Annotated in this window: 25 protein-coding genes; 7 read left to right on the forward strand and 18 right to left on the reverse strand. The window is 71.3% G+C overall.

Annotated elements, in window-relative coordinates:
- Positions 1-14: 14 nt before the first annotated feature.
- The 13 genes from QZL85_RS08130 to QZL85_RS08190 all read right to left on the reverse strand — a co-directional run bounded on the left by QZL85_RS08130 (position 15) and on the right by QZL85_RS08190 (position 14,502).
- The gene (locus QZL85_RS08130) at positions 15-2,219 is read right to left on the reverse strand and encodes an ATP-dependent Clp protease ATP-binding subunit (protein WP_295575899.1); all 2,205 of its coding nucleotides are present in this window, start codon (positions 2,217-2,219) and stop codon (positions 15-17) included.
- A 45-nt stretch (positions 2,220-2,264) separates the two neighbouring features.
- Positions 2,265-3,998, reverse strand: a complete 1,734-nt coding sequence (locus QZL85_RS08135) for a PAS domain-containing sensor histidine kinase (RefSeq protein WP_295575901.1) — start codon at positions 3,996-3,998, stop codon at positions 2,265-2,267.
- Complete coding sequence (locus tag QZL85_RS08140; RefSeq protein ID WP_295575904.1) at positions 3,995-4,354, reverse strand: response regulator; 360 nt, start codon at positions 4,352-4,354, stop codon at positions 3,995-3,997. The genes QZL85_RS08135 and QZL85_RS08140 overlap by 4 nt, the downstream gene beginning before the upstream one ends.
- Positions 4,351-4,491 (reverse strand): hypothetical protein, encoded by a 141-nt coding sequence (locus QZL85_RS08145; RefSeq protein WP_295575907.1) that lies wholly within the window; start codon positions 4,489-4,491, stop codon positions 4,351-4,353. The genes QZL85_RS08140 and QZL85_RS08145 overlap by 4 nt, the downstream gene beginning before the upstream one ends.
- The gene (locus QZL85_RS08150; RefSeq protein ID WP_295575909.1) at positions 4,488-5,987 is read right to left on the reverse strand and encodes a glycosyltransferase family 2 protein; all 1,500 of its coding nucleotides are present in this window, start codon (positions 5,985-5,987) and stop codon (positions 4,488-4,490) included. The genes QZL85_RS08145 and QZL85_RS08150 overlap by 4 nt, the downstream gene beginning before the upstream one ends.
- On the reverse strand, positions 5,984-6,706 hold the full coding sequence (locus QZL85_RS08155) for a PHP domain-containing protein (protein WP_295575912.1): 723 nt from the start codon (positions 6,704-6,706) through the stop codon (positions 5,984-5,986). Before QZL85_RS08155 ends, QZL85_RS08150 begins: the two co-directional genes overlap by 4 nt.
- A gap of 2 nt (positions 6,707-6,708) precedes the next feature.
- Positions 6,709-7,683 carry an ATP-grasp domain-containing protein gene (locus QZL85_RS08160; protein ID WP_295575914.1) on the reverse strand — a complete coding sequence of 325 codons (975 nt, stop codon included), beginning with the start codon at positions 7,681-7,683 and terminating at the stop codon, positions 6,709-6,711.
- Entirely contained in the window at positions 7,680-8,768 is a 1,089-nt protein-coding gene (locus QZL85_RS08165) for a response regulator (RefSeq protein ID WP_295575916.1), read from the reverse strand. Before QZL85_RS08165 ends, QZL85_RS08160 begins: the two co-directional genes overlap by 4 nt.
- Before the next feature lie 36 nt (positions 8,769-8,804).
- Positions 8,805-9,770 carry a GlxA family transcriptional regulator gene (locus QZL85_RS08170; protein ID WP_295575918.1) on the reverse strand — a complete coding sequence of 322 codons (966 nt, stop codon included), beginning with the start codon at positions 9,768-9,770 and terminating at the stop codon, positions 8,805-8,807.
- A 346-nt stretch (positions 9,771-10,116) separates the two neighbouring features.
- A complete protein-coding gene (locus tag QZL85_RS08175; protein WP_295575921.1) occupies positions 10,117-10,815 on the reverse strand; it encodes a hypothetical protein in 699 nt (232 codons plus the stop codon).
- A gap of 56 nt (positions 10,816-10,871) precedes the next feature.
- Positions 10,872-11,963, reverse strand: coding sequence for a glycosyltransferase family 1 protein (locus tag QZL85_RS08180; protein WP_295575923.1), 1,092 nt, complete (start codon positions 11,961-11,963; stop codon positions 10,872-10,874).
- 2 nt (positions 11,964-11,965) lie between these two features.
- Entirely contained in the window at positions 11,966-13,171 is a 1,206-nt protein-coding gene (locus QZL85_RS08185) for a glycosyltransferase (protein WP_295575925.1), read from the reverse strand.
- 116 nt (positions 13,172-13,287) lie between these two features.
- Entirely contained in the window at positions 13,288-14,502 is a 1,215-nt protein-coding gene (locus tag QZL85_RS08190; RefSeq protein WP_295575927.1) for an endonuclease/exonuclease/phosphatase family protein, read from the reverse strand.
- Between the two features lie 36 nt (positions 14,503-14,538).
- Here QZL85_RS08190 and QZL85_RS08195 point away from each other — a divergent pair, with 36 nt between their 5' ends.
- Positions 14,539-15,129 (forward strand): hypothetical protein, encoded by a 591-nt coding sequence (locus QZL85_RS08195; protein WP_295575930.1) that lies wholly within the window; start codon positions 14,539-14,541, stop codon positions 15,127-15,129.
- A 1-nt stretch (position 15,130) separates the two neighbouring features.
- On the opposite strand, the gene QZL85_RS08200 is transcribed toward QZL85_RS08195, so the two are convergent.
- The 5 genes from QZL85_RS08200 to dnaK all read right to left on the reverse strand — a co-directional run bounded on the left by QZL85_RS08200 (position 15,131) and on the right by dnaK (position 20,243).
- Entirely contained in the window at positions 15,131-16,231 is a 1,101-nt protein-coding gene (locus tag QZL85_RS08200) for an alcohol dehydrogenase catalytic domain-containing protein (RefSeq protein WP_295575932.1), read from the reverse strand.
- Between the two features lie 63 nt (positions 16,232-16,294).
- Positions 16,295-16,729 carry a heat shock protein transcriptional repressor HspR gene (locus QZL85_RS08205; protein ID WP_295575934.1) on the reverse strand — a complete coding sequence of 145 codons (435 nt, stop codon included), beginning with the start codon at positions 16,727-16,729 and terminating at the stop codon, positions 16,295-16,297.
- 20 nt (positions 16,730-16,749) lie between these two features.
- The gene (locus QZL85_RS08210; RefSeq protein ID WP_295575936.1) at positions 16,750-17,730 is read right to left on the reverse strand and encodes a DnaJ C-terminal domain-containing protein; all 981 of its coding nucleotides are present in this window, start codon (positions 17,728-17,730) and stop codon (positions 16,750-16,752) included.
- 15 nt (positions 17,731-17,745) lie between these two features.
- Complete coding sequence (grpE, locus tag QZL85_RS08215) at positions 17,746-18,360, reverse strand: nucleotide exchange factor GrpE (protein WP_295575938.1); 615 nt, start codon at positions 18,358-18,360, stop codon at positions 17,746-17,748.
- 5 nt (positions 18,361-18,365) lie between these two features.
- On the reverse strand, positions 18,366-20,243 hold the full coding sequence (dnaK, locus tag QZL85_RS08220; RefSeq protein ID WP_295575940.1) for a molecular chaperone DnaK: 1,878 nt from the start codon (positions 20,241-20,243) through the stop codon (positions 18,366-18,368).
- A 415-nt stretch (positions 20,244-20,658) separates the two neighbouring features.
- Here dnaK and QZL85_RS08225 point away from each other — a divergent pair, with 415 nt between their 5' ends.
- From QZL85_RS08225 to QZL85_RS08250, 6 genes are all read left to right on the forward strand, one after another.
- Positions 20,659-21,234: an alternate-type signal peptide domain-containing protein gene (locus QZL85_RS08225; protein ID WP_295575943.1), complete on the forward strand. Its 576-nt coding sequence runs from the start codon at positions 20,659-20,661 to the stop codon at positions 21,232-21,234.
- Positions 21,235-21,297: 63 nt separating this feature from the next.
- Positions 21,298-21,879, forward strand: a complete 582-nt coding sequence (locus tag QZL85_RS08230; protein ID WP_295575945.1) for a hypothetical protein — start codon at positions 21,298-21,300, stop codon at positions 21,877-21,879.
- Positions 21,876-22,790 carry a hypothetical protein gene (locus QZL85_RS08235; RefSeq protein ID WP_295575946.1) on the forward strand — a complete coding sequence of 305 codons (915 nt, stop codon included), beginning with the start codon at positions 21,876-21,878 and terminating at the stop codon, positions 22,788-22,790. Before QZL85_RS08230 ends, QZL85_RS08235 begins: the two co-directional genes overlap by 4 nt.
- On the forward strand, positions 22,787-23,452 hold the full coding sequence (locus tag QZL85_RS08240; RefSeq protein ID WP_295575947.1) for a signal peptidase I: 666 nt from the start codon (positions 22,787-22,789) through the stop codon (positions 23,450-23,452). The genes QZL85_RS08235 and QZL85_RS08240 overlap by 4 nt, the downstream gene beginning before the upstream one ends.
- Before the next feature lie 57 nt (positions 23,453-23,509).
- Positions 23,510-24,073, forward strand: coding sequence for a GNAT family N-acetyltransferase (locus QZL85_RS08245; RefSeq protein ID WP_295575949.1), 564 nt, complete (start codon positions 23,510-23,512; stop codon positions 24,071-24,073).
- 63 nt (positions 24,074-24,136) lie between these two features.
- Positions 24,137-25,546 carry an MFS transporter gene (locus tag QZL85_RS08250; RefSeq protein WP_295576359.1) on the forward strand — a complete coding sequence of 470 codons (1,410 nt, stop codon included), beginning with the start codon at positions 24,137-24,139 and terminating at the stop codon, positions 25,544-25,546.

Consider the following 25,546-nt stretch of genomic DNA (forward strand, 5'->3'; position numbering starts at 1 on the left):
CACGCCCGCCGGGCTCAGTCCTCGAGCAGCTCCGCCTCGATCACGTCGTCGTCCGCCACCGGCGGCGGAGCGCCGTCGCTCGTGAGCACGAGCTGCGACCCGTCGGCCGCGACGTCGACCCGCACGATGTCGCCGTCGCGGACCCCTCCGGACAGCAGCGCCATCGCGAGGCGGTCCTGGATCTCGGACTGGATGAGCCGGCGCAGCGGCCGGGCTCCGAAGAGCGGGTCGTAGCCGCGCTCGGCCAGCCACGCGCGGGCGTCCGGCGTGACGGCGAGCGTGAGCCGGCGGTCCTTGAGGCGGCGCTGCAGCGTGTCGACGGAGAGCTCGACGATCTGCGCGAGATCGTCCTCGGTCAGCGCCTGGAACAGCACGATGTCGTCGAGGCGGTTCAGGAACTCCGGGCGGAACGCCTGCCGCACGAGGGCCATGACCTGCTCGCGCTTCGCGTCGGGCGAGAACATCGGGTCGATGAGGATGGGCGAGCCGATGTTCGATGTGAGGATGAGGATCGTGTTGGTGAAGTCGACCGTGCGGCCCTGCCCGTCGGTGAGACGACCGTCGTCGAGCACCTGCAGCAGGACGTCGAAGACCTCGGGATGCGCCTTCTCGACCTCGTCCAGCAGCACGACGGAGTACGGCCGGCGCCGCACGGCCTCGGTCAGCTGACCACCCTGCTCGTAGCCGATGTACCCCGGAGGGGCCCCGACGAGCCGGGCGACCGTGTGCTTCTCGCCGTACTCGCTCATGTCGATGCGGACCATGGCGTGCTCGTCGTCGAAGAGGAAGTCGGCGAGCGCCTTCGCGAGCTCGGTCTTGCCGACACCGGTCGGGCCGAGGAAGAGGAAGGAACCGGTCGGGCGGTTCGGGTCGCTGATGCCCGCCCGCGAGCGGCGGACCGCATCGGCGACGGCCTTGACGGCCTGCTTCTGCCCGATGAGCCGCTTGCCGAGCTCGTTCTCCAGGTGCACGAGACGCTCGGACTCGCCCTGCAGGAGACGGCCGACCGGGATGCCGGTCCACGCGGCGATGACGGCCGCGATGTCCTCGTCGGTCACCTGCTCGTTGACCATGCGCTCCTCGGTCGGATTCGCCTCGGCACGTTCGGCGTCGGCGATCTCCTGCTGGAGCCGCTTGATCGTCTCGTACTCGAGCTTCGAGGCGCGTGCGTAGTCGGCCTCCCGCAGGGCGCGATCGCGCTCGGTGACGGCCCGGTCGTACTGCTTCTTGAGGTCGCCGACGCGGTTCAGTCCGGCGCGCTCGCGCTCCCAGCGCGCCTCGAGCGCCGTGAGCTGAGCCTCCGCCTTCCCCATCTGCTCGCGCAGCTTCGCGAGGCGCTCCTTCGACGCGTCGTCCTTCTCGCGCTTGAGGGCGAGCTCCTCCAGGCGCATGCGGTCGACCTGGCGGCGCAGCTCGTCGATCTCGACGGGGCTCGAGTCGATCTCCATCTTGAGGCGGCTCATCGCCTCGTCGATGAGGTCGATGGCCTTGTCGGGCAGCTGCCGCGAAGGGATGTACCGGTTGCTCAGCGCCGCCGCCGCGACGAGCGCGCCGTCGCTGATCGTGACGCCGTGGTGCGCCTCGTACCGGCCCTTCAGCCCGCGGAGGATCGCGACGGTGTCCTCGACGCTGGGCTCGCCGACGTACACCTGCTGGAACCGGCGCTCCAGCGCGGCATCCTTCTCGATGAACTCGCGGTACTCGTTGAGCGTCGTCGCGCCGATGAGACGCAGCTCGCCGCGGGCGAGCATGGGCTTGAGCATGTTGGATGCCGCGACCGACCCCTCGCCGCCGCCGGCGCCCATCAGCACGTGCAGCTCGTCGATGAACGTGATGACGCGTCCCTCGGACTCGGTGATCTCCTTGAGGACGCTCTTCAGCCGCTCCTCGAACTGCCCGCGGTACATCGCCCCCGCCACGAGCGCGGAGATGTCCAGGGTGATGAGCTCCTTGTTCTTGAGCGACTCCGCGACGTCACCGGCCACGATGCGCTGGGCAAGGCCCTCCACGACGGCGGTCTTCCCGACGCCGGGTTCGCCGATGAGCACGGGATTGTTCTTCGTCCGGCGCGTGAGCACCTGGCTGACGCGGCGGATCTCGCTGTCGCGGCCGATGACGGGATCGAGCTTGCCCTGCCGTGCGCGCTCGGTCAGATTGATCCCGAACTGCTCGAGGGCGCTCTGCTGCTCCTCCTGGCCGGGCGTGGGCTGTGCGTTCATCGTTCCCCTCGCATCCCAAACTTGAGCCTTACGGACTCAAGTTTATCACGCGAGGGTGTCGACCGGGGAGGTCCGCTCCCGCTGCGCCGGGAGGCGGATCTCGAACGTCGTGCCCTCGCCCACGGTGCTGGACGCCGACAGCAGGCCGCCGTGCGCCGTGACGATCGCCTTCGTGATGCTGAGGCCGAGGCCGACGCCCTGGATCGCCTGGCGCGTCGCCATCCTCGCCCGGAAGAAGCGCTGCGTCAGCTGCTCCAGCTCGTCGGCGGGAATGCCCATGCCGGTGTCGCGCACCTCGATGACGGCGTCATCGCCCTCGGTGCGGACGACGACCGTGACGGTGCCGCCGTCCGGGGTGAACTTGACCGCGTTCGAGAGGAGGTTGTCGACGGCCTGGCCCACGCGACGGAGATCGATGGACACCGAGACCGGCGCGTCCGGCAGTTCGGCGCGCACGGTGACGCCGGCGCGTGCCGCGACGGGCTCGATGGACTCGACGGACGCCGCCGCGACCGAGGTCAGATCGGCCTCGACCGGATCGATGGGGAGCTTCCCCGCCTCGACCTGAGCGATGAAGAGCAGGTCGCCGACGAGCAGGAGCAGCCGGTGCGCGTTGCGCTCGGCCACCTTCAGGAAGCGCTTCTGGTCGTCGGTGAGGTTCTCCTGCTCCTCCGCCACGAGTTCCAGGTAGCCGATGATCGAGCTCAGCGGGGTGCGCAGCTCGTGGGACACCGTGCCGACGAACTCGTCCTTCAGCCGCGAGATCTCCTGCGCGTGACGCGCATCGTGGATGACGAAGATGTAGCCGACCGCGTCGCCTGCGGCGTCGTGGCGCTGCGAGCAGGTGAGGAAGACGGGCAGCGGGTCGCCCGCGGCCGTCCGCAGCACCAGCTCCCCGTCGCCGCCCCCGGGCGCGGAGCCCGCGTCGACGGCGCGGGCGAACCGCGCCGGGGAGCCCTCGGCATCCTGCGGCCAGACTATGTCGCCGACATTCCGCGGTTCGGCGGCGCCGGACTGTTCGGCCATCGTCTCGGCGGGGTAGCCGAGCAGCGCCGTCGCGCCCGGACCCCAGGAGACGATCCGGCCGTCGGATTCGGTCACGACGACGCCCTCGTTGACGATCGCGTGCCACACGCTGTCCATGAAGGCCTCGCTCGCGCGGAGCTCCTCGGCCGTCCGGGACAGCTCCGCCGTGGCCGCCGCCGCCTCGTCCAGCAGTCGCGCGCGCTCGCGGGAGACCTCGTCGAGCTCGGTCAGGCGGGCGCGTGCGCGCCGCGCCACGTCGTGCACGATGATCGCGACACCCGTGAACACGACCCCGCCGAAGGCGACGCGCACCAGCTGGCCGTTGGCCCAGTCCTCCGTGCCGCAGAGGAACGGCATCATGAGCGTCACCACGATCGCGGCCGCGGCGATGACGACGACGCGCAGCCCCTTCTCGATCGCGATCCAGATGAGCGGGAGCACGACGATGGCGCCGAACATCGACGACGAGCCACCGGTGCCGACGCGGAAGAGCGCCAGCCCCGCGAGGGATGCCAGGGGCACGGCGACGACCCAGCCGGCGTCGATCGTCGGCCACGGCAGCGCGGTGGCGATGAGCTGGACGGCGACGACGATGCCGACCCCGCTCCACATCCAGCCCGGGTACGCGATGAGCTCGCCACCGCTCAGGGCGACCGCGAGCAGTGCGAACGCGACGGCGATCACGACCGACAGATGACGGAACGCGGGCGACTCGCCGCGCGTCACGGTGAAGAGCGTCTGGGATTCGCTCACGACGCCGGGCGGAATCCGTCGACGAGCGCCTGCACCTGAGCGATCGTGAAGGGCTTCGGCAGACGGGCATCCGCCTCGGGGAACTCTGCGACGTCCAGCACCGACGTGACGATGATCTTCGCGCTCGGCGCGAGCTCACGGGTGGCGTCGATCGCGGTCCAGCCGTTGTCGTCCCCGCCGAGGAGGAGATCGATCACGGCGATGTCCGGCGTCGCGGCCCGCAGCAGCTCCTGCGCCTCCTCCGTGCCCGCGGCGACCTGCACGACGCAGCCCGCCCGCGTGAACAGGTGCGCGAGCAGGTCGCGCTGATCCTCGACGTCATCGATGACGAGGACGCGCCACGGCAGCCCCGTCATCCGACGATCACCAGCCGGATCAGCACGAAGCCGGTCACGACCAGCAGCGCGACGACGGCCTGCACGACCACTCTCCGCTCCGTGCGCCGATCGCGCTCGATCTCCTCCAGCGCAGCGCGCGTCCCCAGCTCGCTCATCCCATCACCCGACCCGTCTTCTCCGTCTTGTCCCAGACCATGGCGGCTCCCCGCGCCTCCTTGACATACGCATCGAACGTTACCGCGCAGAGGATCGGCCCGTAGCCGACGAGGTAGACGTACAGGGCGACGATCCACTGCGGCACGCGGGCGTCGTCGAGGCGCTTCGCGCCCCACGCGCCCACCATGCACAACGATATCCAGGCGTAGATCGCGAGATACCACGCGAAGATGCCGCCCTCGCTCATCCGGAGGCCGAACAGTGCCGGCACCAGTTCCGTGAACAGGCCGGGGAAGAACGCCGACAGCATGACGACGATCGAGACGAGGCCCGGGAAGACGAGCACCTCGCGCCACGCGGCGCGGGCCATCCCGGGGTCGAGCTGGACGGCGAGCGTGATCGTGTAGATGTAGGCGCAGCCGATGACGATCCACATCGATCGGAAGATCACTCCGGAGATCGGCGACTGCATCAGGTACAGGCCGATGAGGCCGATCGAGGCCAGGATCATGAAGACGGGCAGCAGGAACACGCCGAACCATGTGAGGCCGAAGGAGATCGACCCGAGCCGGTGACCGCGCGCCGGCCGGAACCACAGCTTCCGGAAGCGCGCCGTCAGCTGCACGTTGCCGCGCGCCCAGCGCAGCCGCTGCTTCCACAGGGCGCCGACGCGGTGCGGCTCCTCCGCCAGGACGACGGCGTACGGCTCGAACACGACGCGTCGGCCGGCGAGCTGCGTCTCGAAGGTCGTGACGGTGTCCTCGGCGAGCGAGCTCGTGTCGATCGCGCCGCCGAGCTGCTCGATGTTGTGGCGCGTGTGCAGCTGCGCGCCGCCGGCGAGGCAGGCCATCGCACCGAGGACGTTCTGCGCGCGGCGGCTGCCGAGCTGGGAGAGGACGTATTCGAAGCCGATGAACCGATTGAGGAAGTTCTTCTCCGCACTCCCCTCCCGGATGTAGGCGGTGACGGCGCCGACCTTCGGATCGGCGAAGTGGCGCGTCATCTTGCGCAGCGAGTCGGGGAGGTAGATGACGTCGGCGTCCATGATGAGCATCGCCTCCATCCAGTCCTCCGACAGGACGTGGCGGATGCCGTGGTTCAGAGTGTGCGCCTTCCCCTCGCCGCCGCGCTCGCGCCGCAGATGGAAGACGGATCCCGGGTACTGCCGCTCCTTCGCGCGCACGACGTCGGGCGTGTCGTCGGTCGACGCGTCGTCCACGACGTAGATGCGGAGATGCCCGTCCGGGTACTCGAGGGCCATGAGCCGGTCGATGGAGGCGCCGATGACGGCTCCCTCGTTCCAGGCGGGGACGATGACGGCGACGCGCGGAGTGGTCGGCGCGGCGCGGCGGTAGTGGTTGACGAACCCGTGCACCGGGACCAGGAGGAACTGGAAGCCCATGATGACGGCGGGCACGGCTCCCGCGAGCGCGAAGATCGTGAGGACGACGGCGAGCACGCTCTCGCCGGCGTCGAGCCAGCCCTGTCCGGTCATGGCGTCGCGGCGTGCAGGATGCCGACCACCCGGTCGTAGCGACCGACGTCTTCGGCGCGGTGGCTGTCGGTGGAGGCGACGAGCTCGGCCCCCGCGGCCCGCGCGGCGCGCACGGCGCGCGGCGAGGGGCAGGCCCACTTCTCGTTGACCTCGACGCGGGTGCCCGTGCGGGCGGCGCCCTCCGCCCAGGCGCGCAGGAGGTCGCCCGGGATGTCGTCCTCGCTGAGCCCGATCTTCGGGAGGATCGAGAACGGATGCGCGAGCTGCGCACCGCCGCCCGCGCTCTCCATGGCGGCGACCGTGGCGTGGACGAGCATCGCGACGGCCTCGGCCGAGGAGAGCTCGCCGGCGGCCAGCGCGGCGATCGCGCGCGTGGGACTCCATGGGCCGTCGGGGCCCGGGAACTGGTGGTCGGCGATCACGATGCCGTCGACGCCGCCGGGCCCGACGACGAGGTCGGCGGGGACGTCGAGGGTGCCGGCGGCATCCAGGATCTTCGCCTCCACCCCCGTGCGGACGGTCAGTCCGTCGGGGACGGCGAGACCGCGGACGGCGGCGAGGAAGTCCGGAACCCACGTCGTGTCGGCCCGCACGTGGTCGATGAGGCGGATGGCGCGCAGCCCGCGCGCGTGCGCGGCGGCGATGTTCTCCTCGAGCGTGCTGACGGCGTCGTCGGAGAACGTCGAGTGGACGTGCCAGTCACCGGTGAGCTCGGTCATGCTCACCGCTCGGCCTCGACACCGGCGAGGATCTCCGTCGTCGGCACGAAGACGTCCTCGAGGAAGCGGACGTTCGCGATCTCCGCGAACGCCACGCGCTCCGGGATCTCGCGGCCCAGGGCGAGGTCGGCGGCCAGCGAGGGCATGTCGACGCCGGCGGCGATGGTGAGCGGCATCGCGCCCGGGAAGCGCGGGTTGATCTCGAGCAGCGCCGGGGCGCCGGCGCTGTCGTAGCGCAGCTGCACGTTGCACACCCCGACGATGCCGGCCGCGGCCGCGCACGCTTCCGCGGTGCGCTCGAGCTCGTCGCGATGGACGGTGCGGCCGGCGATCGCGACGCCGGAGTCGACGCGGGCCCGCAGGCGCGGCACGGCCGACACGGCCCGGCCGTTCCGGCCCATGAAGACGTCGACCGAGAACTCCTCGCCCGGCAGGTTCTCCTGGATGATCCACCCGTCGTCGCGGGGTTCGGCCTCGAGCGCGGCGCGGTCCGCGACGAGGTGCACGCCGCGGGAGCCTGCGCCGCTGCGCGGCTTGACGATCACGGGGAAGTCCCACGCCCGCGCGACGCCGGCGTCGTCGAGGACCGCGGTCTCGGGGACGCGCGCGTGCGGCGCGCACGCCTGCACGAGGAGCCACTTGTCCAGGCACGTGCGGAGCGCCTCTTCGCTGGGAGCGGCGAGCGGGGCGCCGAGCTCGTCGCGGCGGGCGCTCAGCGGCACGAGCTCGACGTCGACGGTCGAGACGACGAGCCCCAGTGCGTCCGCGGCCACGAGCGCGGCGACGGCGTCGACGAAGTCGTCTCGTCGACCGGGCGGGATGATGCGCCGGTGGTCGGCATCCACGAGGTAGAGGCCGCTGGCCCAGCCGTCCATGTCGGCGGCGAAGACCTCGAGGTCGTCGCGCTTGAGCAGCGAGCGGATGACCGCGACGCCGGCGGGTCCCCCGGCGCCGGTGACGAGAACACGGGTGGTCATGCGGAGTCTCCGCTCGTGGCGTCGCGGGGGCGGCCCTCGTGGGCGGCGGCGCGCGTCGCGGGCGCCGCGCCGCCGACGCCGATCCCGCTGGCGTCGCGGATCACTTCGAGCGGCTCGACGTGCGTGCCGGTGCCGAAGCGCGACCAGTACCGCGCGGTGGCCAGGACGAGGTCGGGTTCGAGATAGTCGCGGATGCCGGACTGCGACGCGAAGCAGGCGAGCAGCGCGAGCTTGGCCTCGGTGAAGCCGTCGATCGACACGAAGCGCGACGGACGGAATTCGATCGTGGCGCTCGGGCTCTGATAGCAGGCGAGGTTCTCGACCCGACGGGTGGCGATGACGGCCGCCTCGTGCACGGCGCGGTGATCCTGATGGCGGTCGTTGCGCGAGTGCACGTACACGGTCGTCGGCTGCACCTCGGCGACGACGCGCTCGATGATGCCGACGGTCGGATCGGCGTTGGGGATCGCCGTGTCGATGAGGTCCTCGAGGAACAGGCGGGCGCCGAGCAGATCGGCCGCCGCGAGCGACTCGTGCTGACGGTCGTCCGCCGGGCCGCCGCGCGCTCCCCGCGACATCGTGAGGATCGTGATCGGGTCACCGGCGGCGGCGTGCGCGGCGAGCGTGCCGCCGACGCCGATCTCGACATCGTCCGGGTGCGCGCCGATCGCGAGCACCGCGCGCTTGCGCCGTGCCGCGCGCGCCTGCCGGGCGGCGGTCGCGAGGCGCTCGACGGCACGGACGAGCTCGGCCGAGACGAGCGGCTTCTGGAGGTACTCGTCGGCGCCCCCGCGGAGGGCCCGGACGGCGTAGTCGACCGAGGCGTGCGCCGTCATGACGATGACGGGGAGCTCCGGGTCGAGGTCGCGCGCGATGCCGAGGATGTCCAGGCCGCTGCCGCCGGGCATCTCGATGTCGGTCACGACGGCATCCGGCGCGAACTCGCGGACGGCTTCGGAGAACCCGAAGGTGCTGCCCAGGAGGCGCACGTCGCAGCCGAGCCGTCGCTCGAGGACGGTCTTCACATAGACGGCGACGTCCTCATCGTCTTCGAGGACGATGACGCGGAAAGGGGGGTTCGACATCACGACTCACGATATACGCCGTGGAACCCGATCAGGTCAGGATGCCATCGGCTCGGTGCAGGTGAAGCGCGCCCGGTAGGCCGTGGGCGTCGTGCCGAGCGTCCGCCCGAAGTTCTGACGCAGCACGGCCGCCGACCCGAAGCCGCACTCCCAGGCGATCTTGTCGAGGCCCAGATCCGTCTGCTCGAGGAGGCGCTGCGCGTGGATGATGCGCTGCCGCGCGAGCCAGGCGGCGGGCGTCGTGCCGTAGTCCGCCTTGAACCGGCGGGCGAAGGTGCGGGGCGACATGTGCGCGCGCGCCGCGAGCTGGTCGACGGGCAGGTCCAGGCGGAGGTTCTCCAGCATCCAATCGGTCACCGGGGTGAGGGAGAGGGAGGTCGACACCGGCAGCGGCCGGTCGATGAACTGCGCCTGGCCGCCGTCGCGCTGCGGGGGGACGACCATGCGGCGGGCGATCTTGTTGGCCGTCTCGGCGCCCAGTTCGATCCGCAGCAGATGCAGGCAGGCATCGAGGCCCGCCGCGGTGCCGGCGCTCGTGATGATGCGGCCGTCCTGGACGTACAGCACGTGCGGGTCGACCTCGATGGCCGGGTACATGCGCGCCATCGTGTCCGCGTACCGCCAGTGCGTCGTCGCGCGGCGGCCGTCGAGGACGCCGGCGGCCGCGACGACGAACGCGCCGCTGCAGACCGTCAGGACCCACGCGCCGCGCTCGACCGCGCGCCGGACCACGGCGGTGACGCGCTCGTCGACGTGATCCCAGGCCTCCCGCGGGATCGGCGTGATGACGACGAGGTCGGCCTCGTCGGCGAAGGCGAGGTCGGCGTCGACGTTGAGGGAGAACCCGATGTTGCTGGGCACGGCGCCCGGATCGGGCGTCACGATGCGGAAGTCGAAGTTCGGGATGTCGTCGTCGCTGCGGTCGAGCCCGAAGGCCTCGCAGGCGAGGCCGAACTCGAACGGGGCGAATCCGGGCTGGACGACGCACGCGACAGTCTTCATGGCAGAAATCCTACCAACAGCGGCTGGTCTGCCACTAGTGGCAGTATCAAGTGCGGCGTAGCTTTTCTGCCATGATGATCGTAATACTCCTGGCGGCCCTCGCCGTCGTCGGCCTGATCGGCACCGCCCGGGCCGTAACCACCGACGGCTACCGCGCCACGCCCACCGACCCCGCGCGTCACCCCTGACGCACGCGGGCCGCCTCTCCCCGGGGAGGTTCCCACACCGTTCACGCGAGAGCGCCAGGTGCTGCTGAGACAGCCCCCTGACGGGCGGCAGCGTCCGGCGCTCTCCGCGTTCGGGTGCTATCGCTATCGGCGGCGAAGCGGTGCGGCGCGGCCGGCAGTCAGAAGTCGCACTCAGCAGCGGAGCCGCGGCGGTACCAGATGCCGTCTTCTTCATCGGATGCCACGTGGCGCGACAGTCCGGCCAATTGCACGACGACATACGGCGACGAGGGTCGTAGCGCGATGCACGGACCCAACCCGTCACGCACGCCCGACGCGTCGATGACCACCAGGAGCGTCTGCGATCCCCCCGCCGGCACGGTGATCCCGCCCTCGATCAGGAACTCGGCCGAGCCCTCGACCGTATCGGGCAGCCGCGTCTGTCCGTTCGGGTTGACATGGAGCGCGCGCAGAGGCGTCGACATCTCGCGTCCCATCATCGGCGCCCCGACCGTCATCACCTCGACCTCGGCCCAGGAGGTGTTCACGATGTGCAGGCGGACCGCGCAGAGCATCCCCTGTGTGACATCGACGACGGGCGAGAGAAGGCGGTCGTCGAACGGGACTTCAGCGGTCGTGCCGTCCGCGTCGTCAGACGAGTAGAGGCCGACGTTCGCGCCATCGCACCGCACGGGTGCCGCGTCGTACGCGATCCGCACGTTGCTGAGGGAGACCTGCACAGCCACGAACCATCCGATCAGCGCGAGCGCCGCGACACCGGCGATGCCGACCGTGACCGTTACCCCACGGCCGACGCGCCGACTCGGTCGCGCATCAGCGACAGCGGGCGGGACGACGTCGTCGACGAGCTCGGTCATGGCCACATCCTGACTCACCGCGACTCCCCACGCGAGACGTTCGCCGCGAGGATCCGTCAGCGGGCCAGGCCGGCGACCGTGTCGAGCAGGATGCCGGCCGACCGCGCCCACGAGAAGCGCGCGATGTGCGCGGTGCCGGCCGCGACGGTGCGGGCGTATTCGGCGGGGTCGTCGAGGGACCGCACGGCGGCGGCGAACGCGTCGGGATCCGTTCCGGGGGCGTAGCGCGCGCCATCGCCGGCGACCTCGCGGAAGATCGGCATGTCGGTCACGACGGCCGGCACGCCCAGGGCGAGCGCCTCCGCCAGCGGCAGACCGTACCCCTCGTCGAGGCTGGCGCTCACCAGCACCGCCCGGTCGGCCAGCAGTGCCGCGTACTGCTCGTCGGTGACCCCGCTGTGGAAGACGACATCCGTTCCGTCGGGCGCGAGCGCCTCGAGGTCGGCGCGCCGCGCCGGCGAGATGCGCGAGAGCAGGTGCAGCGTGCGGCCCGGCAGCGACGCCATCGCCCGCACGAGCGTCTCGACGTTCTTGTACGGCATGAACGAGCCCATGTAGACGAGGTTCTGCGTGCCCGGCACCACGACGCTACCCGTCTGCAGCAGCGCGGCGAGACGCTGCGGGGCATTGTGGATGACGACGACGGGGCGCTTCGTGAGGCGCACCGCGGCGAACTGCCGCTTGCTCGTCTCGCTCACCGTCGCGACGACATCGGCCGCGTTGAGCGCGATGCGCTGCGGCAGGTAGCTGAGGTGGAACAGCCGCCAGCCGAGCCGGATCGGGGCGGGGAGCTCGCGCGGCGGGGTCCGATGCCGGTAGTAGATCATGTCGTGCAGCGTGAGGATGAGGCGGAACCGACGGCCGAGCGAGCCCATGGTCTGCATCGGCGAGAACACGACGTCGGGGCGGTGGCGGTTCAGCCGCAGCGCGGTGAACGGCTCACGCCACGAGGTGGGCGCGTGGATCGGGAGCACCGCCGCGCCCGGTGGGAGGAACGCGCGCTGACGCTCGTCGGAGATCAGGTAGACGACCTGGACGCCGCGCTCCGGAGCCACGGCGGCGACGGCCGCGGCGAGCTCGGCCGAGTAGCGGCTGATGCCGTCGTGGAAGTCGGTGCGGATGTACCGGGCGTCGAAGAGCAGCCGCATCGTCAGAGCGGCTCGCCGCGGTACAGCTTCTCGAACGTGTCCAGCGTCTTGTGGATGTCGTGCGCCTCGACCGCGGTGAGGGACGCCTGCTGCATGCGCAGGTACTCCTCGGGAGACGCCGTCAGGACCCGGCGGAGCTTCTCGGCGAGGTCGTCGACGTCGCCCGGCGCGAACAGGTAGCCGTTCTCGCCGTCGTGCACGAGGTGCGGGAGGGCGACGGCGTCGGCGGCGACGATCGGGAGCCCGGACGCCATCGCCTCCATCGTCGCGATCGACTGCAGCTCCGCGATCGAGGCGATCGCGAAGACGTCGGCGCGCGTGTAGGCGGCCCGGAGGTCCTCCTCCGACGTGCGGCCGTGGAAGACGACCCGGTCGTCGAGGCCGAGCCGGTGCGCCGTCTGCTCGAGGTTCCGGCGCTGGTCGCCCCCGCCGACGATGTCGAAGACGATGTCGAGCTCGGGCACGAGCTTCGCGATGGCCTCGAGCGTGACCTCGACGTGCTTCTCGGTCGTGAGGCGTCCGACGAACAGCACGCGCCGGTGCGGGCGCGGCGTGAGGTCGGGGGTGTAGTTGCCCTTGTCGATGCCGCAGCTGATCGCGACGACCCCGCGGATGTCGATCGTCTTCTCGAGGAACTCGGCGGCGCGACGCGTGGGCGTCGTGACCGCGCGCGACATCTCGAACGTGCGCTTGGCGTCGTCCCACGCGAGCTTGATGACGACCTTGTCGAGGAGCGGCGGCAGGGTCGTGAAGTCGATGATGTTCTCGGCCATCACGTGGTTGGTCGCGACGACGGGGATGCCGCGCTGGCGCGCGATGCGCGTCATCCCGCGGCCGATGACGATGTGGGACTGGCTGTGCACGACGTCGGGCTTGACCTCGGCGAGGATGCGGCGCGCGTAGTGCTTCGCCATCCACGGCAGCACGAAGCGCAGCCAGTCGTGGGGGTACCAGCGCCATCCCGGTAGCCGGTGCACCGTGATGGCCTGCTCCTCGATGATCTCCGTGAACGTGCCGTGCTGGGAGTGCGTGACGCTCGGCGTCACGACGTGGACGTCGTGACCGCGCGCGGCGAGGCCCGCCGAGAGGCGCTCGGCGAAGCGCGCGGCGCCGTTCACATCGGGGCCGAAGGTGTCGGCTGCCATCACGATCGTGAGCGGACGTCGGTCAGCGACGGGTTCGCTGAGAGGTGTCGCGGAGTCGGTCACAGGAAACGGGCCAATCTGTGCGGCTGGCGCGAGCCGCGGTTCGCGTCTGCGCCGGTTCCGAGTCTAGTCGAGCGTCCCCGCCGGGCCCGGAGCCGTGCCGCGCGCGGCGGCATCCGTCAGCGGACGGACACCACTGCCAGGACGGGGTGGTGATCCGATCCGAGCGGCGCGACGTACGTCCCGCCGACCCGCTTCCCGGCGTTCGCCCACCGGATGACGGCCGTGCGCGATGGGCGCACCAGCACCTTGTCGACGTGGTCGCCCCACCTCACCCCGATGACCGGCGCCGTCTGCATGGTCGGGTTCGCGGAGTTGTGGTGCTGCGCCATCAGGCTGCGGGCCTGATCGTATGCGTCGTACCAGCCCGCCTTCTGCAGCACGGCTTGGGTACCGTCGCCGACGCGGGACTTGTGTGTGTTGAAGTCGCCCAGGATGATGACGGGCGCGTTCTTCCAGTTCGTCAGCGACCCGTAGGAGGCGGCGAGCTTTCCGAGCGTCGACAGCACGAAGGCGTTCAGGCGCTCGGCCTCGTACGTGCGCTGCGCCACCTGCGCCGCGGTGGTCCCGGAGACGAGATGGGCGTCGAAGACGACGACATAGGCGCCGGTGCGGTGACGGAGGGCGGCCCACGCGATCCCCTTGCCGGGCGTCGCCGACTTCCGGGCGAAGACGGTGCTCCCCGCCGTCGCCGCGGTCTTCATCGGGACGACGGCGAACTGTCCCGACCGGACGAGGATGTCGTTCTGCCCGTTCGCGACGAACCGGTACCCGGTGGGCGCGGTGGTGTACTTCGATGCTTCCTGCAGCGCGACGATGTCGGGGGCGATCTCCGTGATGCGGCGGTTGATCACCTTGGCTCGCGTCGTGATGCCGGCGCACGCGTTGGAGCAGACGTTCCAGGTCAGGGCGCGGTAGGACGGCGCGCCGGCGGGGAATGTCCCCTGCGACGCGATCGTGCCGTGGCCGACGCGCGACGACCGCGGTCCCACCCCGACGGAGTTGACCGCGCGCACCTGCACGAAGTAGTCCACGCCCGCGGTGAGCCTGGAGACGGTGGCCCTCGAGTCGGTCACCCTGACGGCCGGAGTCGTGGCCGCCGCGACCGCGTCGAGGCTCCGCGCGGCGAACACCTCGTAGCCGGCGGCACCGGCGGCATCCGGCCAGTCGACCGTGAGCGTCGCGCCCGTCGAGGTCAGCGAGGCGCCCGTGAAGCTCACGAGACCGACCTGTGCGGGGCGGGCGATCGCGGCGACGGCGGGACTGGTGGGCGTGAGCAGGGCGAGCGTCGCGAGGAGGGCGACGGCAGCCAGGCGGGGGGAACGCAGGCGCATGGGCGCCGATGCTAACAGGACCGTACGCTGGGTGTCATGGCCCGACTGCAGGCAGACGCCGATCCGCGCCGCTGGGTGCCCGTCACCGGCTCGCTCGGCCTGCGTGGCCGGCGGGCCCGCAAGCGCGCGATCGGGATGCTGCTGGCGCAGGCGAACACGGCGGTCGGCCGGGCGGATCGACCCGGCAGCCGCGTCGCGGCGTGGGCGATGAGCCAGGCGGCTCCGCTGCTCATGCGCCGCGCCGACGGGCGCGTGCTCGCGTGGGTCTGGAAGGACGACCCCGAGCTGCTCGTGACCCTCGCGCAGGTGCAGCAGGCCACGCCGCAGGTGCGTGCGGCGCGGGCCATGATGCCGATCGAGTACGACGACACCGAATCGTTCCGCGGCACCTACCTCGGCGTCGGCGAGAAGCTCGTGATGGATCTGCCGCCGGACCCCCGCACGCCGCCGTTCGCGACCTATACGTGGGACACCGGCTCGCACCTCGTGACGCTGACGGCCGTCAGCGCCGACCGGGAGCGATTCGGCACGGCCCTGGCCGCCGTCGACGAGGTGGCCCGCTCGCTGCGGCTCGTCGACGACCTCTCCGTCGGCGAGACGAACGTGCTCCGGCTCGATCCGAGCTGAGTCAGAACGTGATGAGCTGACGCAGCTCGCCGCCCGCCGCGAGGCGGTCCATCGCGGCGTCGATGTCGTCGAGGCGGATGCGGCTGGAGACGAGCTTCTCCAGGGGCAGCCGGCCGGCCCGCCAGAGGTCGACGTACTGCGGGATGTCGCGGCTCGGCACCGCCGAGCCGAGGTAGCTGCCGATGATCGTCCGGGCTTCCGCGGTCAGCTGGAGCGGCGACACCGCCGCGCGGGCGTCGGGGGCGGGAAGACCGACGGTCACGGTCGTGCCGCCGGGGGCGGTCACGGCGAGCGCGGTCTCGAAGGCGCGCGCGTTGCCGGCGGCCTCGACGGCGGCCGGGACCCGGACACCGCGCTCGACCGCATCCGCAGGCGAGAGGGCCTCGGCCGCGCCGAGATCGCGCGCGAGATCGAGTTTGGCCGGCACGGCGTCGATGCCGATCACCCGGACACCGAGCGCGACCGCGACGAGGAGCGCCGCCATCCCGACCCCGCCCAGTCCGACGATCGCGATCGTGGTGCCGGGCTCGGGGCGGGCCGCATTCATCACGGCGCCACCCCCGGTGAGGACCGCGCAGCCGAGCAGCGCCGCGATCTCGCCCGGCACGTCGGCCGGCACCGGCACGACCGAGGTGCGGCTGACGACCGCGTGCGACGCGAACCCGCTCACGCCCAGATGGTGGTGCACCGGGTCGCTCCCCCGATGCAGGCGGATGCCGCCACCGACGAGCGTGCCGGCATTGTTGGCCGCGGTGCCCACCTCGCACGGGAGGCGCCCGTCGGTGCGGCATCCCGCGCACTCGCCGCAGCGCGGCAGGAAGGTCATGACGACGCGGTCGCCGACGGCGACATCGGTCACGCCGGATCCGAGCCGTTCGACGATGCCGGCGGCCTCGTGACCGAGCAGCATCGGGGTCGGGCGGCGGCGGTTGCCGTCCACGACGCTGAGGTCGGAGTGGCAGACGCCGGCGGCCTCGATCCGCACGAACAGCTCGCCGGCCTCGGGTCCGTCGAGTTCGAGCGGCCCCACGCGGAACGGGCGCGACTGCGCGAAGGGCGCGTCCGCGCCCGATGTCTCCAGGACTGCACCGACGATCTGCATGGCGACCTCCTCGTCTGCGTCCGACGCTACCCGACCGCTCGGCCGGCGGACCGCGGCGTCAGGTCAGTCGCGGGGCTCGCGGGGCTGCCAGAGGACGACCTCGGTGGCCCGGCGCACGCGGGTGCCGTGCCGCAGCCTCACGACGCTGCCGCTCGCCCCGGCGGCGAAGACGCGCGCGCCGCGGCGCTGGTCGACCTCGTCGCGCAGGCGCTGCTCGAGGTCGATCACCTCGCGGCGGAGCCGGCGCACCTGGTTCTCCAGATCGATGATCCGCGCGATGGCGGGGAGGCTCATCCCGTCGGCGGACAGCGCCGCGACCTCGCGCAGCTGCGCGACGTGGCGGAGCGAGTAGCGCCGCGAGCCGCCCTGGGTGCGGGCGGGGATGACGAGGCCCAGCCGGTCGTACTGGCGCAGGGTCTGCGGGTGCATCCCGGCGAGCTCCGCGGCCACCGCGATGGCGAGGATTGGGGCATCCTCATCGATCGTGCCGTCAGCCATGCGTCCTCACCTCGTCGTCTCTACTCGCGGGCCTTGCTCATGAGGTCGGCGCGCGGATTCTCCTTGGACTCGAACTCATGGAACCGCTCGAGCGCCTCGCGTGCCTTGTCGTCGAGGTGGGACGGCACGGCCACCTGCACTTCGGCCAGGAGATCGCCCGTGCCCTTGGCCGTCTCGACGCCCCGACCCTTGACGCGGAGCACGCGCCCGGACGGGGTCCCGGGGGCCACGCGGAGCTTGACGGGGTCGCCGCCGAGCGTCGGCACCTCGATCGTCGCGCCGAGTGCCGCCTCCGTGAAGGTCACCGGGACGGTGACGCGGAGGTTCAGTCCGTCGCGCGTGAACACGGGATGCGGGCGGACGGCCACCGCCACGACGATGTCGCCCGGCTCGCCGCCGTCCGGCGACGGGCGCCCGCGACCGCGCAGGCGGATCTTCTGCCCGTCGGCCACGCCCGCGGGGATCTTCACCTTGAACGGTTTGCCGTCCTCGCCCTGCAGCGAGATGGTCTCGCCGCGCACGGCGGTCTGGAAGTCCAGCGTCGTGCGGGCCGTGACATCGGCGCCGCGCTGCGGGCCGCCGAAGCCCCGGAAGCCGCCCGAGGTCTGGCCGAACCGGCCCGACCCGAAGCGACCGCCGGTCTGCTCGCCGAACATCGCGAAGAGGTCGTCGAAGTCGGCCGACTGCGCGCCGCCGCGCCCGCCGAAGCGGCTGAAGACGTCTTCGAAGCCTCCGCCGGCGCCGGGCGCCTGGAAGCGCGCACCGGAGCCCATGGCGCGGATCTGGTCGTACTCCGCGCGCTGCTCCTTGTCGCTCAGCACGGCGTAGGCCTCGCTGATCTCCTTGAACTTCGCCTCGGCGCCGGCATCCCCCTGATTGGAGTCGGGGTGGTGCGTGCGCGCGAGTTTGCGGTACGTCTTCTTCAGGTCGGCGTCGGTGACGTCCTTGCTGACACCGAGGACCTTGTAGAAGTCCTTGTCGAACCAGTCCTGACTGGCCATGGAACTCCTCTCCGACTACTCCGCCGGGACGGCGACGACGACCTTCGCCGGCCGCAGCTCGGTGGTGCCGAGCCGGTAGCCGACCTCGACCACCTCGAGGACCGTCGCGGTCTCGACACCCGGGGTCGGGGCCTGGAAGATCGCCTCGTGCCGCTGCGGGTCGAAGGCCTCGCCGGCCTCGCCGTAGGCGGTGAGGCCCATGCGCTCGGCGACGCCGCGGAGCTTGTCGGCGATCTGCGTGAAGGGTGTGCCCTCCTCGAGGTCGCCGTGCTTCTCGGCGCGGTCCAGGTCGTCGAGGACGGGCAGGAGGCCCTTCGCGACCGCGCCCTTGGCGCGCTCGATCTCGGTCTCCCGCTGCTCCTCGGTGCGGCGGCGGTAGTTGGCGTACTCGGCCTGCAGGCGCTTGAGGTCGATGAGCAGGTCGTGCTCCTCGGCCGGCGCGTCCGCGACGGTCGCCTCGTCGGACTGCGCTGCGCCGAGGATGTCCTCGACGGTCAGCTCGTCCTCGTCGGCGATGTCCGCCTCGGCGGTGTCCTCCTGCGGGTCGGGGTCGGAGACCTGCGCCTCCGACCCCTCCTCGCCGAGGACCTCGTCGCCTTCTTCGGGCTGTTCGAAGTCCTTCTTCGTCATGAGTCCTACTTCTTCTCGTCCTCGTCGTCGACGACCTCGGCGTCGATGACATCCTCTTCCGCGGATGCCGTCGGCGCGTCGCCCTCCGCACCGGGCTGCGGCGCACCGGCATCCGGTGCCTGCTGCTCGGCCTGCGACGAGGCGTAGATGGCCTCGCCGAGCTTCGTCTGCGACGTGTTCAGCTTGTCGAACGCGGTCTTCACCGCGTCGTCGTCGTCACCGGCGAGCGCCGTCTTGAGCGCGTCGACGTCGGCCTGGACCTCGGTCTTGACGTTCTCGGGCAGCTTGTCGGCGTTGTCGGCGATCAGCTTGTCGATCGAGTACGACAGGGTCTCGGCCTGGTTGCGGACCTCGGCGGCCTCGCGGCGCTTCTTGTCCTCGGCGGCGTGCTCCTCGGCCTCGCGCACCATGCGCTCGATGTCGTCCTTGGGCAGCGACGAGCCGCCCGTGATCGTCATCGACTGCTCCTTGCCGGTGCCCTTGTCCTTCGCGGACACGTGCACGATGCCGTTCGCGTCGATGTCGAAGGTGACCTCGACCTGCGGGATGCCGCGCGGGGCCGGCGCGATGCCGGTCAGCTCGAACGTGCCGAGCGGCTTGTTGTCGCGCGTGAAGTCGCGCTCGCCCTGGAAGACCTGGATCGCGACGGACGGCTGGTTGTCGTCGGCCGTCGTGAAGGTCTCGCTGCGCTTGGTCGGGATGGCGGTGTTGCGCTCGATGAGCTTCGTCATGATGCCGCCCTTGGTCTCGATGCCGAGGCTCAGGGGGGTGACATCGATGAGCAGCACGTCCTTGCGCTCGCCCTTGAGGACGCCGGCCTGGAGGGCGGCGCCGACGGCGACGACCTCATCCGGGTTCACGCCCTTGTTGGGCTCCTTGCCGGTCTCCTGCTTGACCAGCTCGCCCACGGAGGGCATGCGGGTCGAGCCGCCGACGAGGACGACGTGGTCGATGTCGGCGACCTTGATGCCGGCCTCGCGGATGACGTCCTCGAACGGCTTCTTCGTGCGGTCGAGCAGGTCCTTCGTCAGGTCCTCGAACTTGGCGCGCGTCAGCGTCTCGGACAGCGACACGGGGCCGGAGTCGGTCAGCGAGAGGTACGGCAGGTTGATGCTCGTGCTCGTCGAGGACGAGAGCTCCTTCTTCGCCTGCTCCGCGGCCTCCTTGAGGCGCTGCAGCGCGATCTTGTCGCCCGAGACGTCGACGCCGGTCGTGTCCTTGAACTGCTTGATGAGGTAGTCGACGACCCGCTGGTCCCAGTCGTCGCCGCCGAGGCGGTTGTCACCGGCGGTGGAGCGCACCTGGATGGTCGAGAAGTCGTCGTCCTTGCCCACCTCGAGGAGGGACACGTCGAACGTGCCGCCACCGAGGTCGAAGACGAGGATGAGCTCGTCCTCCTTGCCCTTGTCGAGGCCGTACGCGAGCGCGGCGGCGGTGGGCTCGTTGATGATGCGCAGGACGTTCAGGCCCGCGATCTCGCCGGCCTCCTTCGTGGCCTGACGCTCGGCGTCGTTGAAGTAGGCGGGGACCGTGATGACGGCATCCGTCACCGTGTCGCCCAGGTACTGCTCGGCGTCGCGCTTCAGCTTCTGCAGGATGCGGGCGGAGATCTCCTGGGGGGTGTACGCCTTGCCGTCGATCGACTGGGTCTTCCAGTCGGTGCCCATGTGGCGCTTGACGGAGGTCAGGGTGCGGTCGACGTTCGTCACGGCCTGGCGCTTGGCGGTCTCGCCGACGAGCACCTCGCCGTCCTTCGTGAACGCGACGACCGACGGGGTCGTGCGGAAGCCCTCGGCGTTGGCGATGACCTTCGGCTCGCCGCCTTCGAGGACAGAGACGACGGAGTTCGTCGTCCCGAGGTCGATACCCACTGCACGTGCCATGTGTGCTGCTCCTTCTATCAATGGAAAGTCTGGGGCGGCCCAACCTGAGCCGCGATGACTCAAGGATATCCAGGCCTCGGAGGAGGGTCAAGTGAACTTGAGTCCACATGTATCAACTTCACGATCGTCGCTGAGGTGTGGATGCCGGTGACGCGCCACACATCCGCAGAATGGCGGGCCTCGGGGGTTTCCTTGTGAAAACGCTGAGGGTTCCTTGTGGGATCCGGTTCCGCCTCACACGACGTTCGGGTGATCTTGCGGAGGTGCTCGCGTCGACCGGGGGCGCTTCTTGAGGTCGGTTCTGGAGACTCATCGTGTGCTCGACGAGCCGCCTCGGATCTGAATCGCAGGCAGCGCGGCCCCGCACCCTCCATCCCCCCGAAATGGCGGCCCCGGCCGCGGAAGGACCCCCCTCATGAACAAGATCGCCAAGGCCTCCATCGCCACCGCAGCGGGCGTCGCCCTCCTCCTCGGCGGGGCCGGCACGTTCGCCACCTGGAACGCCGCCGCCGACACGGCCGGCGCGTCCATCGTCGCGGGCAACCTCGTGGTCGCCGACTCCGGCACCGCCGGCGTCTGGACCGCGAACGGCTCGACCACGCCCATCGCGATCGCCGACTACGCGATCGTCCCCGGCGACGTGCTGACCTACACCAAGACCATGAAGATCAAGGCCGAGGGCGACAGCCTGCAGGCGACCCTCGCCCTCGCCGGCGGTTCCATCGCGGCGGCCGACCCGGCCAAGGCCAACGACCAGGCGCTCGCCGGGTTCCTGACCTCGAGCGCGAAGCTCACGGCCACGGGCACCGGCATCGTCCAGACCGGTGAGACCTTCACCGTGACCCCCGGCGCCGGCAACATCGACCAGAACGTCACGATCACCGTCACCATCACCTTCCCGAAGGGCACCGACGGCTCGAACAACGGCGCGATGACCGGCGCCGTGAACCTCAGCACGCTCACCGTCTCCCTCACGCAGAAGACCGCGTGATCCTCGGGGTCCGCCGCCCGAACGGCGGACCCCTCCACCCCCCGCTTCGAAACGAGGATCCCGATGTCCCGTCGCACCGACCGCCGCGCCGCACAGCGCACAGCGCGGCGCGCGGCGGCCCCTCGCCGGATCCTCCTGGCTGTGATGGGGACCGCGGCCACGATCGTGCTGGGGATCATGGCCGGCGGCGCGACGTACGCCGCCTGGTCGGTCGCCGCCCCGGCGTCGAGCGCGGCCACGCTCCGCGCCGGGTCGGCGAGCCTCACGGTGACGGATCCGCAGCCGTCCGCCGCCGGCCTCTACCCGGGCCGCACGGTCTATGCCGCCACGACGGTCCGCAACACCGGGACGACGCGGCTCGCGCTCAGCATCACGCCCACCGCCACCGCGACCGCCTTCACCTCGGCGATCGTCGTCACGGTGGGCACCGCCGCCTCGGCCGCGGACTGCACGGCCGGACGCGTCACGGCCCCCGCCACGGCGACGATCGGCACCACCCGCAGCCTCGCCGTCACCCTGGCTCCCGCCGCGACGAGCCTCGTGTGCATCGGCCTCGGCCTCCCCGGCAACGCGCCCGCCGCGGCGGCCGGCGCCGCCGCATCCCCCCTCACCCTCACCGTCTCCGGAACGCAGGTCCAGCCATGATCCGTCGCCGCCTCCTCGGCCCCGTCGCCGCGCTGGTCACCCTCGCGGTGCTCGGCGGCGCCGGCGCCGCGGTCGCGACGTGGACCGCCGCGGCGTCCGTCTCGACGGCCGTCTCGTCGGCCACCGCGACGACGACGCTCACCCAGGCGGGCGCCCTGACCACGACGTACCAGTACACCGGCACCTCGTCGAACGTCGTCGCCGGAACGCTCGTCCTCGCGAACACCGGCACGACCCCGCTCGCGTACACGTTGGCGACCCAGCTCGCCGCCGGCAGCAGCAGCACGCTCGCGCAGAAGACGACGCTCGCGCTCTGGACCGGCACCTGCGGCACGACGATCCCGACGTCCGGCGTCGTGACCACGAGCCTCGCCGACCCCGCGCCGTCGCTTCCCGCCGCGGCGCAGAGCCTGACCGCCGGCACGACGGTCACCGTCTGCGTCGCGACGCGCGTCACCGGCAGCGACGGGACGACCTCCAACGCGGCCCTGCAGGGCCAGGCCGTCACGGCGACGTTCAGCGCCACCGGTGCCGTCGGCGCGAACTGGAAGACCACGGCCACCGCTGCCGCCCTGACGCAGAGCGTGTACCGGCTCAACGGGGTCGGTGCGGGGACCTGCACGGACTCGCCCTCCCGGACGTCCGTCACCCTCCGATGGAACGCTCCGGCCAACGCGGCGCCCGGCCAGACGATCTCGTACCGCGTGTACGACGTCGACGCGAACCGCGACCTGGGGACGTTCACGACGACCTCCGTCACGATCAACGCGCGCGACTTCAACCAGCGGGGCGTCTACCGGTTCGCGGTGGAGGCGCGGGAGTCCGGCTACGGGACGACGGCCGAGCCCAGCCAGACCCTCACGATCGAACGCATCGGGCAGGGCGCCAACGCGACGGTGGAGTGCCGATGACCGCCGCGACCGCATCCGTGCCGACCGCCATCACCACCACGACCACGACCACGACGGCATCCCGTCGCGCGCACCGCGATGAGGCACGCGTCCGCACGGAGGGCGAGCACGGCCTGCTGCACTCCGTGGGCGTCGGTCTCAGCAGCGGCCTGCTCGTCCTCCTCCTCGCGGTCGCGGTCGCCGTCGTCGCCCTCCCGGCGCTCGTGGGCGGCAGCGCCATGACGGTGCTCACACAGTCGATGGAGCCCACGCTCCCCCCGGGGACCCTCGTCGTCGTCAAGCCGACGCCGGCCGACGAGATCGCCGTCGGCGACGTGGTGACCTACCAGATCCGCTCGGGCGAGGCCGCCGTCGTGAGCCACCGCGTCATCTCCAAGACCTACGCGGACGGCGAGCTCACCTTCATCACGCAGGGCGACAACAACACCGACCCCGACCCGGAGCCCGTCCGCGCCGTGCAGATCCGCGGCACGGTCTGGTACAGCTTCCCGCTGCTCGGCTGGGTCAACAGCCTCCTCACCGGCGCGAACCGCGCGGTCGTGATCGCCGTCGCGGCAGGCGGACTCTTCCTCTACGCCCTCACCGAGGCGGTCATGGCCGCGCGTCAGCACATCGGTCGCCGCGCGGCAGCCGCCGCGGTGGCGGCGTCATCCGCGCCGTAGCCGCTCGCCGACGCGGACGGCTATCCCGCGAGCGCTCGCACCGGGATGATGGATGCCGTGACGCTGCCCTGGGACTTCCACCCGATCGACGGCGAGCGCGTGCGTCTGACGGCGCTGCGCCCCGACGACCTCGAGCCGCTGTACGAGATGCAGTCCGATCCGGAGGTCTGCCGGTACCTGCTGTACGAGCCGCGGTCGCACGAGAAGGTCGTCGAGGTGCTCGCCCGGGATGCCGGCGCGCTCCGCCTCGAGAAGCCCGGCGACTACCTGCAGCCCGCGATCCGGGGCCACGACGGACGGTTCCTCGGCACGATGTACCTCGAGTTGCACAGCGTCGAGGACCGGACCGCCGAGATCGGGTGGATCCTGCTGCCCGGCAGCCAGGGCCAGGGCTACGCGTCCGAGGCGGCCGCCCTGCTCCTGGACCTCTGCTTCGGCGAGCTGGGGCTGCACCGCGTCTACGCGGAACTCGACCCGCGCAACGCGGCATCCGTCGCTCTGTGCACCCGGCTGGGGATGCGGGAGGAGGGGCGCTTCCGCGAGCAGATGTGGCTCAAGGGCGAATGGACCGACACGGGCCATCACGCGATCCTGGAACGCGAATGGGCGGCGCGCCGATAGCCTGAGCGCGGGTGCACTCTCCGCGCACCGGTCGCTCCAATGAAGGGCCCACCCGTGACGGACATGAGCTCGCGCTCCGCGCAGACCCCACCCTCCCCCGCCGATACTCGTGCGCTCGGCGCGATCGGCGAGGTGTTCCAGGACTCCGCCCCCGACCGTGTCGTCCCGGCGCGGCAGGTGAGGTCCTGGGCGATGTGGGACTGGGCGGCGCAGCCGTTCAACTCCGTCATCCTCACATTCGTGTTCGTGTCGCTGTACCTCGTCTCGGACGACTTCCTGCCGGCCGACATCGCCGCGCTGGATGCCTCCGACCCGGTCAAGGAGCGGGCGCTCGCCGACCTCAGCAGCGGCTACGGGCTCGTCTCGTTCCTCGCCGGGATCGTCATCCTCCTCATCGCACCCGTCCTCGGCCAGACGGCCGACCGGGCCGGCCGGAAGAAGCGGTGGCTGCTCGTGGCCACCGTGATCCTCGCCCTCGTGCAGTTCAGTCTGTTCTTCGTCTTCGCCGACCCCGCGTACTTCTGGTTCGGCGCGGTACTCGTCTCCCTCGGCGCCGTCGTGTCGGAGATCGCCGGCGTCAACTACAACGCGCTCCTCGTCAGCGTCTCCACCCCGCGCACCGTCGGCCGGGTCAGCGGGCTCGGCTGGGGTCTGGGCTACATCGGCGGGATCCTGGCGCTCGGGATCGTCGTGGCGCTGACCTTCGCCGACTGGTTCGGCATGGACACCTCCAACGGGATGGCGTACCGCGTCATCGCGGTCGGCTGCGCCGTGTGGACGATCGTGTTCGCGATCCCGCTGTTCCGCAACGTGCCCGAGCCGCCGGCGCGCGAGGGCGCGGAGCCGGTCGGCTTCTTCCGCGCCTACGTGGAGCTCGTCCGCAACATCGTGTCGCTCTTCCGCGACCACCGCCCGACGTTCTGGTTCCTCGCCGCGAGCGCGGTGTACCGCGACGGCCTCGCCGGGGTGTTCGCCTTCGGCGGCGTGCTCGCCGCCGTGGCATTCGGCTTCTCGGCCAACGAGGTGATGATCTTCGGCATCATCGCGAACCTCGTCGCCGGCGTGTCCACGATCATCGCCGGTCGCTTCGACGACCGCTTCGGGGCGCGCGCCGTGATCATCACGTCGCTGACCGGCCTCGTCGTGATCGCCGTCGCGGTGTTCCTGCTGCACGACGCCGGGAAGCTCCCGTTCTGGGTCGGCGGCCTCATCCTCTGCGCCTTCGTCGGCCCCGCGCAGGCCGCGTCGCGCTCGCTCCTGGCTCGCGTGACCCCGCCGGGGATGCAGGGCGAGATCTTCGGCCTGTACGCGACGACGGGCCGCGTCGCGAGCTTCATCTCGCCGCTCCTCTGGACGCTCTTCATCGTGTGGTTCGGCGCCACCTACTGGGGCATCCTCGGCATCGCGATCGTGCTGGCCGTCGGCCTCGTGATGCTGCTGTTCGTGAAGCTGCCGCGCCACGTCCGCCTGTAG

The sequence above is a fragment of the uncultured Microbacterium sp. genome (genome assembly GCF_900078385.1).
Lineage (GTDB): Bacteria > Actinomycetota > Actinomycetes > Actinomycetales > Microbacteriaceae > Microbacterium.

Coding starts and splice junctions, on each gene's coding strand:
- QZL85_RS08130 (WP_295575899.1), bottom strand. CDS start 2,219: ATGAACGCACAGCCCACGCCCGGCCAGGAGGAGCAGCAGAGCGCCCTC.
- QZL85_RS08140 (WP_295575904.1), bottom strand. CDS start 4,354: ATGACGGGGCTGCCGTGGCGCGTCCTCGTCATCGATGACGTCGAGGAT.
- QZL85_RS08145 (WP_295575907.1), bottom strand. CDS start 4,491: ATGAGCGAGCTGGGGACGCGCGCTGCGCTGGAGGAGATCGAGCGCGAT.
- QZL85_RS08150 (WP_295575909.1), bottom strand. CDS start 5,987: ATGACCGGACAGGGCTGGCTCGACGCCGGCGAGAGCGTGCTCGCCGTC.
- QZL85_RS08155 (WP_295575912.1), bottom strand. CDS start 6,706: ATGACCGAGCTCACCGGTGACTGGCACGTCCACTCGACGTTCTCCGAC.
- QZL85_RS08160 (WP_295575914.1), bottom strand. CDS start 7,683: ATGACCACCCGTGTTCTCGTCACCGGCGCCGGGGGACCCGCCGGCGTC.
- QZL85_RS08165 (WP_295575916.1), bottom strand. CDS start 8,768: ATGTCGAACCCCCCTTTCCGCGTCATCGTCCTCGAAGACGATGAGGAC.
- QZL85_RS08170 (WP_295575918.1), bottom strand. CDS start 9,770: ATGAAGACTGTCGCGTGCGTCGTCCAGCCCGGATTCGCCCCGTTCGAG.
- QZL85_RS08175 (WP_295575921.1), bottom strand. CDS start 10,815: ATGACCGAGCTCGTCGACGACGTCGTCCCGCCCGCTGTCGCTGATGCG.
- QZL85_RS08180 (WP_295575923.1), bottom strand. CDS start 11,963: ATGCGGCTGCTCTTCGACGCCCGGTACATCCGCACCGACTTCCACGAC.
- QZL85_RS08190 (WP_295575927.1), bottom strand. CDS start 14,502: ATGCGCCTGCGTTCCCCCCGCCTGGCTGCCGTCGCCCTCCTCGCGACG.
- QZL85_RS08195 (WP_295575930.1), top strand. CDS start 14,539: ATGGCCCGACTGCAGGCAGACGCCGATCCGCGCCGCTGGGTGCCCGTC.
- QZL85_RS08200 (WP_295575932.1), bottom strand. CDS start 16,231: ATGCAGATCGTCGGTGCAGTCCTGGAGACATCGGGCGCGGACGCGCCC.
- QZL85_RS08205 (WP_295575934.1), bottom strand. CDS start 16,729: ATGGCTGACGGCACGATCGATGAGGATGCCCCAATCCTCGCCATCGCG.
- QZL85_RS08210 (WP_295575936.1), bottom strand. CDS start 17,730: ATGGCCAGTCAGGACTGGTTCGACAAGGACTTCTACAAGGTCCTCGGT.
- grpE (WP_295575938.1), bottom strand. CDS start 18,360: ATGACGAAGAAGGACTTCGAACAGCCCGAAGAAGGCGACGAGGTCCTC.
- dnaK (WP_295575940.1), bottom strand. CDS start 20,243: ATGGCACGTGCAGTGGGTATCGACCTCGGGACGACGAACTCCGTCGTC.
- QZL85_RS08225 (WP_295575943.1), top strand. CDS start 20,659: ATGAACAAGATCGCCAAGGCCTCCATCGCCACCGCAGCGGGCGTCGCC.
- QZL85_RS08230 (WP_295575945.1), top strand. CDS start 21,298: ATGTCCCGTCGCACCGACCGCCGCGCCGCACAGCGCACAGCGCGGCGC.
- QZL85_RS08235 (WP_295575946.1), top strand. CDS start 21,876: ATGATCCGTCGCCGCCTCCTCGGCCCCGTCGCCGCGCTGGTCACCCTC.
- QZL85_RS08240 (WP_295575947.1), top strand. CDS start 22,787: ATGACCGCCGCGACCGCATCCGTGCCGACCGCCATCACCACCACGACC.
- QZL85_RS08250 (WP_295576359.1), top strand. CDS start 24,137: ATGAGCTCGCGCTCCGCGCAGACCCCACCCTCCCCCGCCGATACTCGT.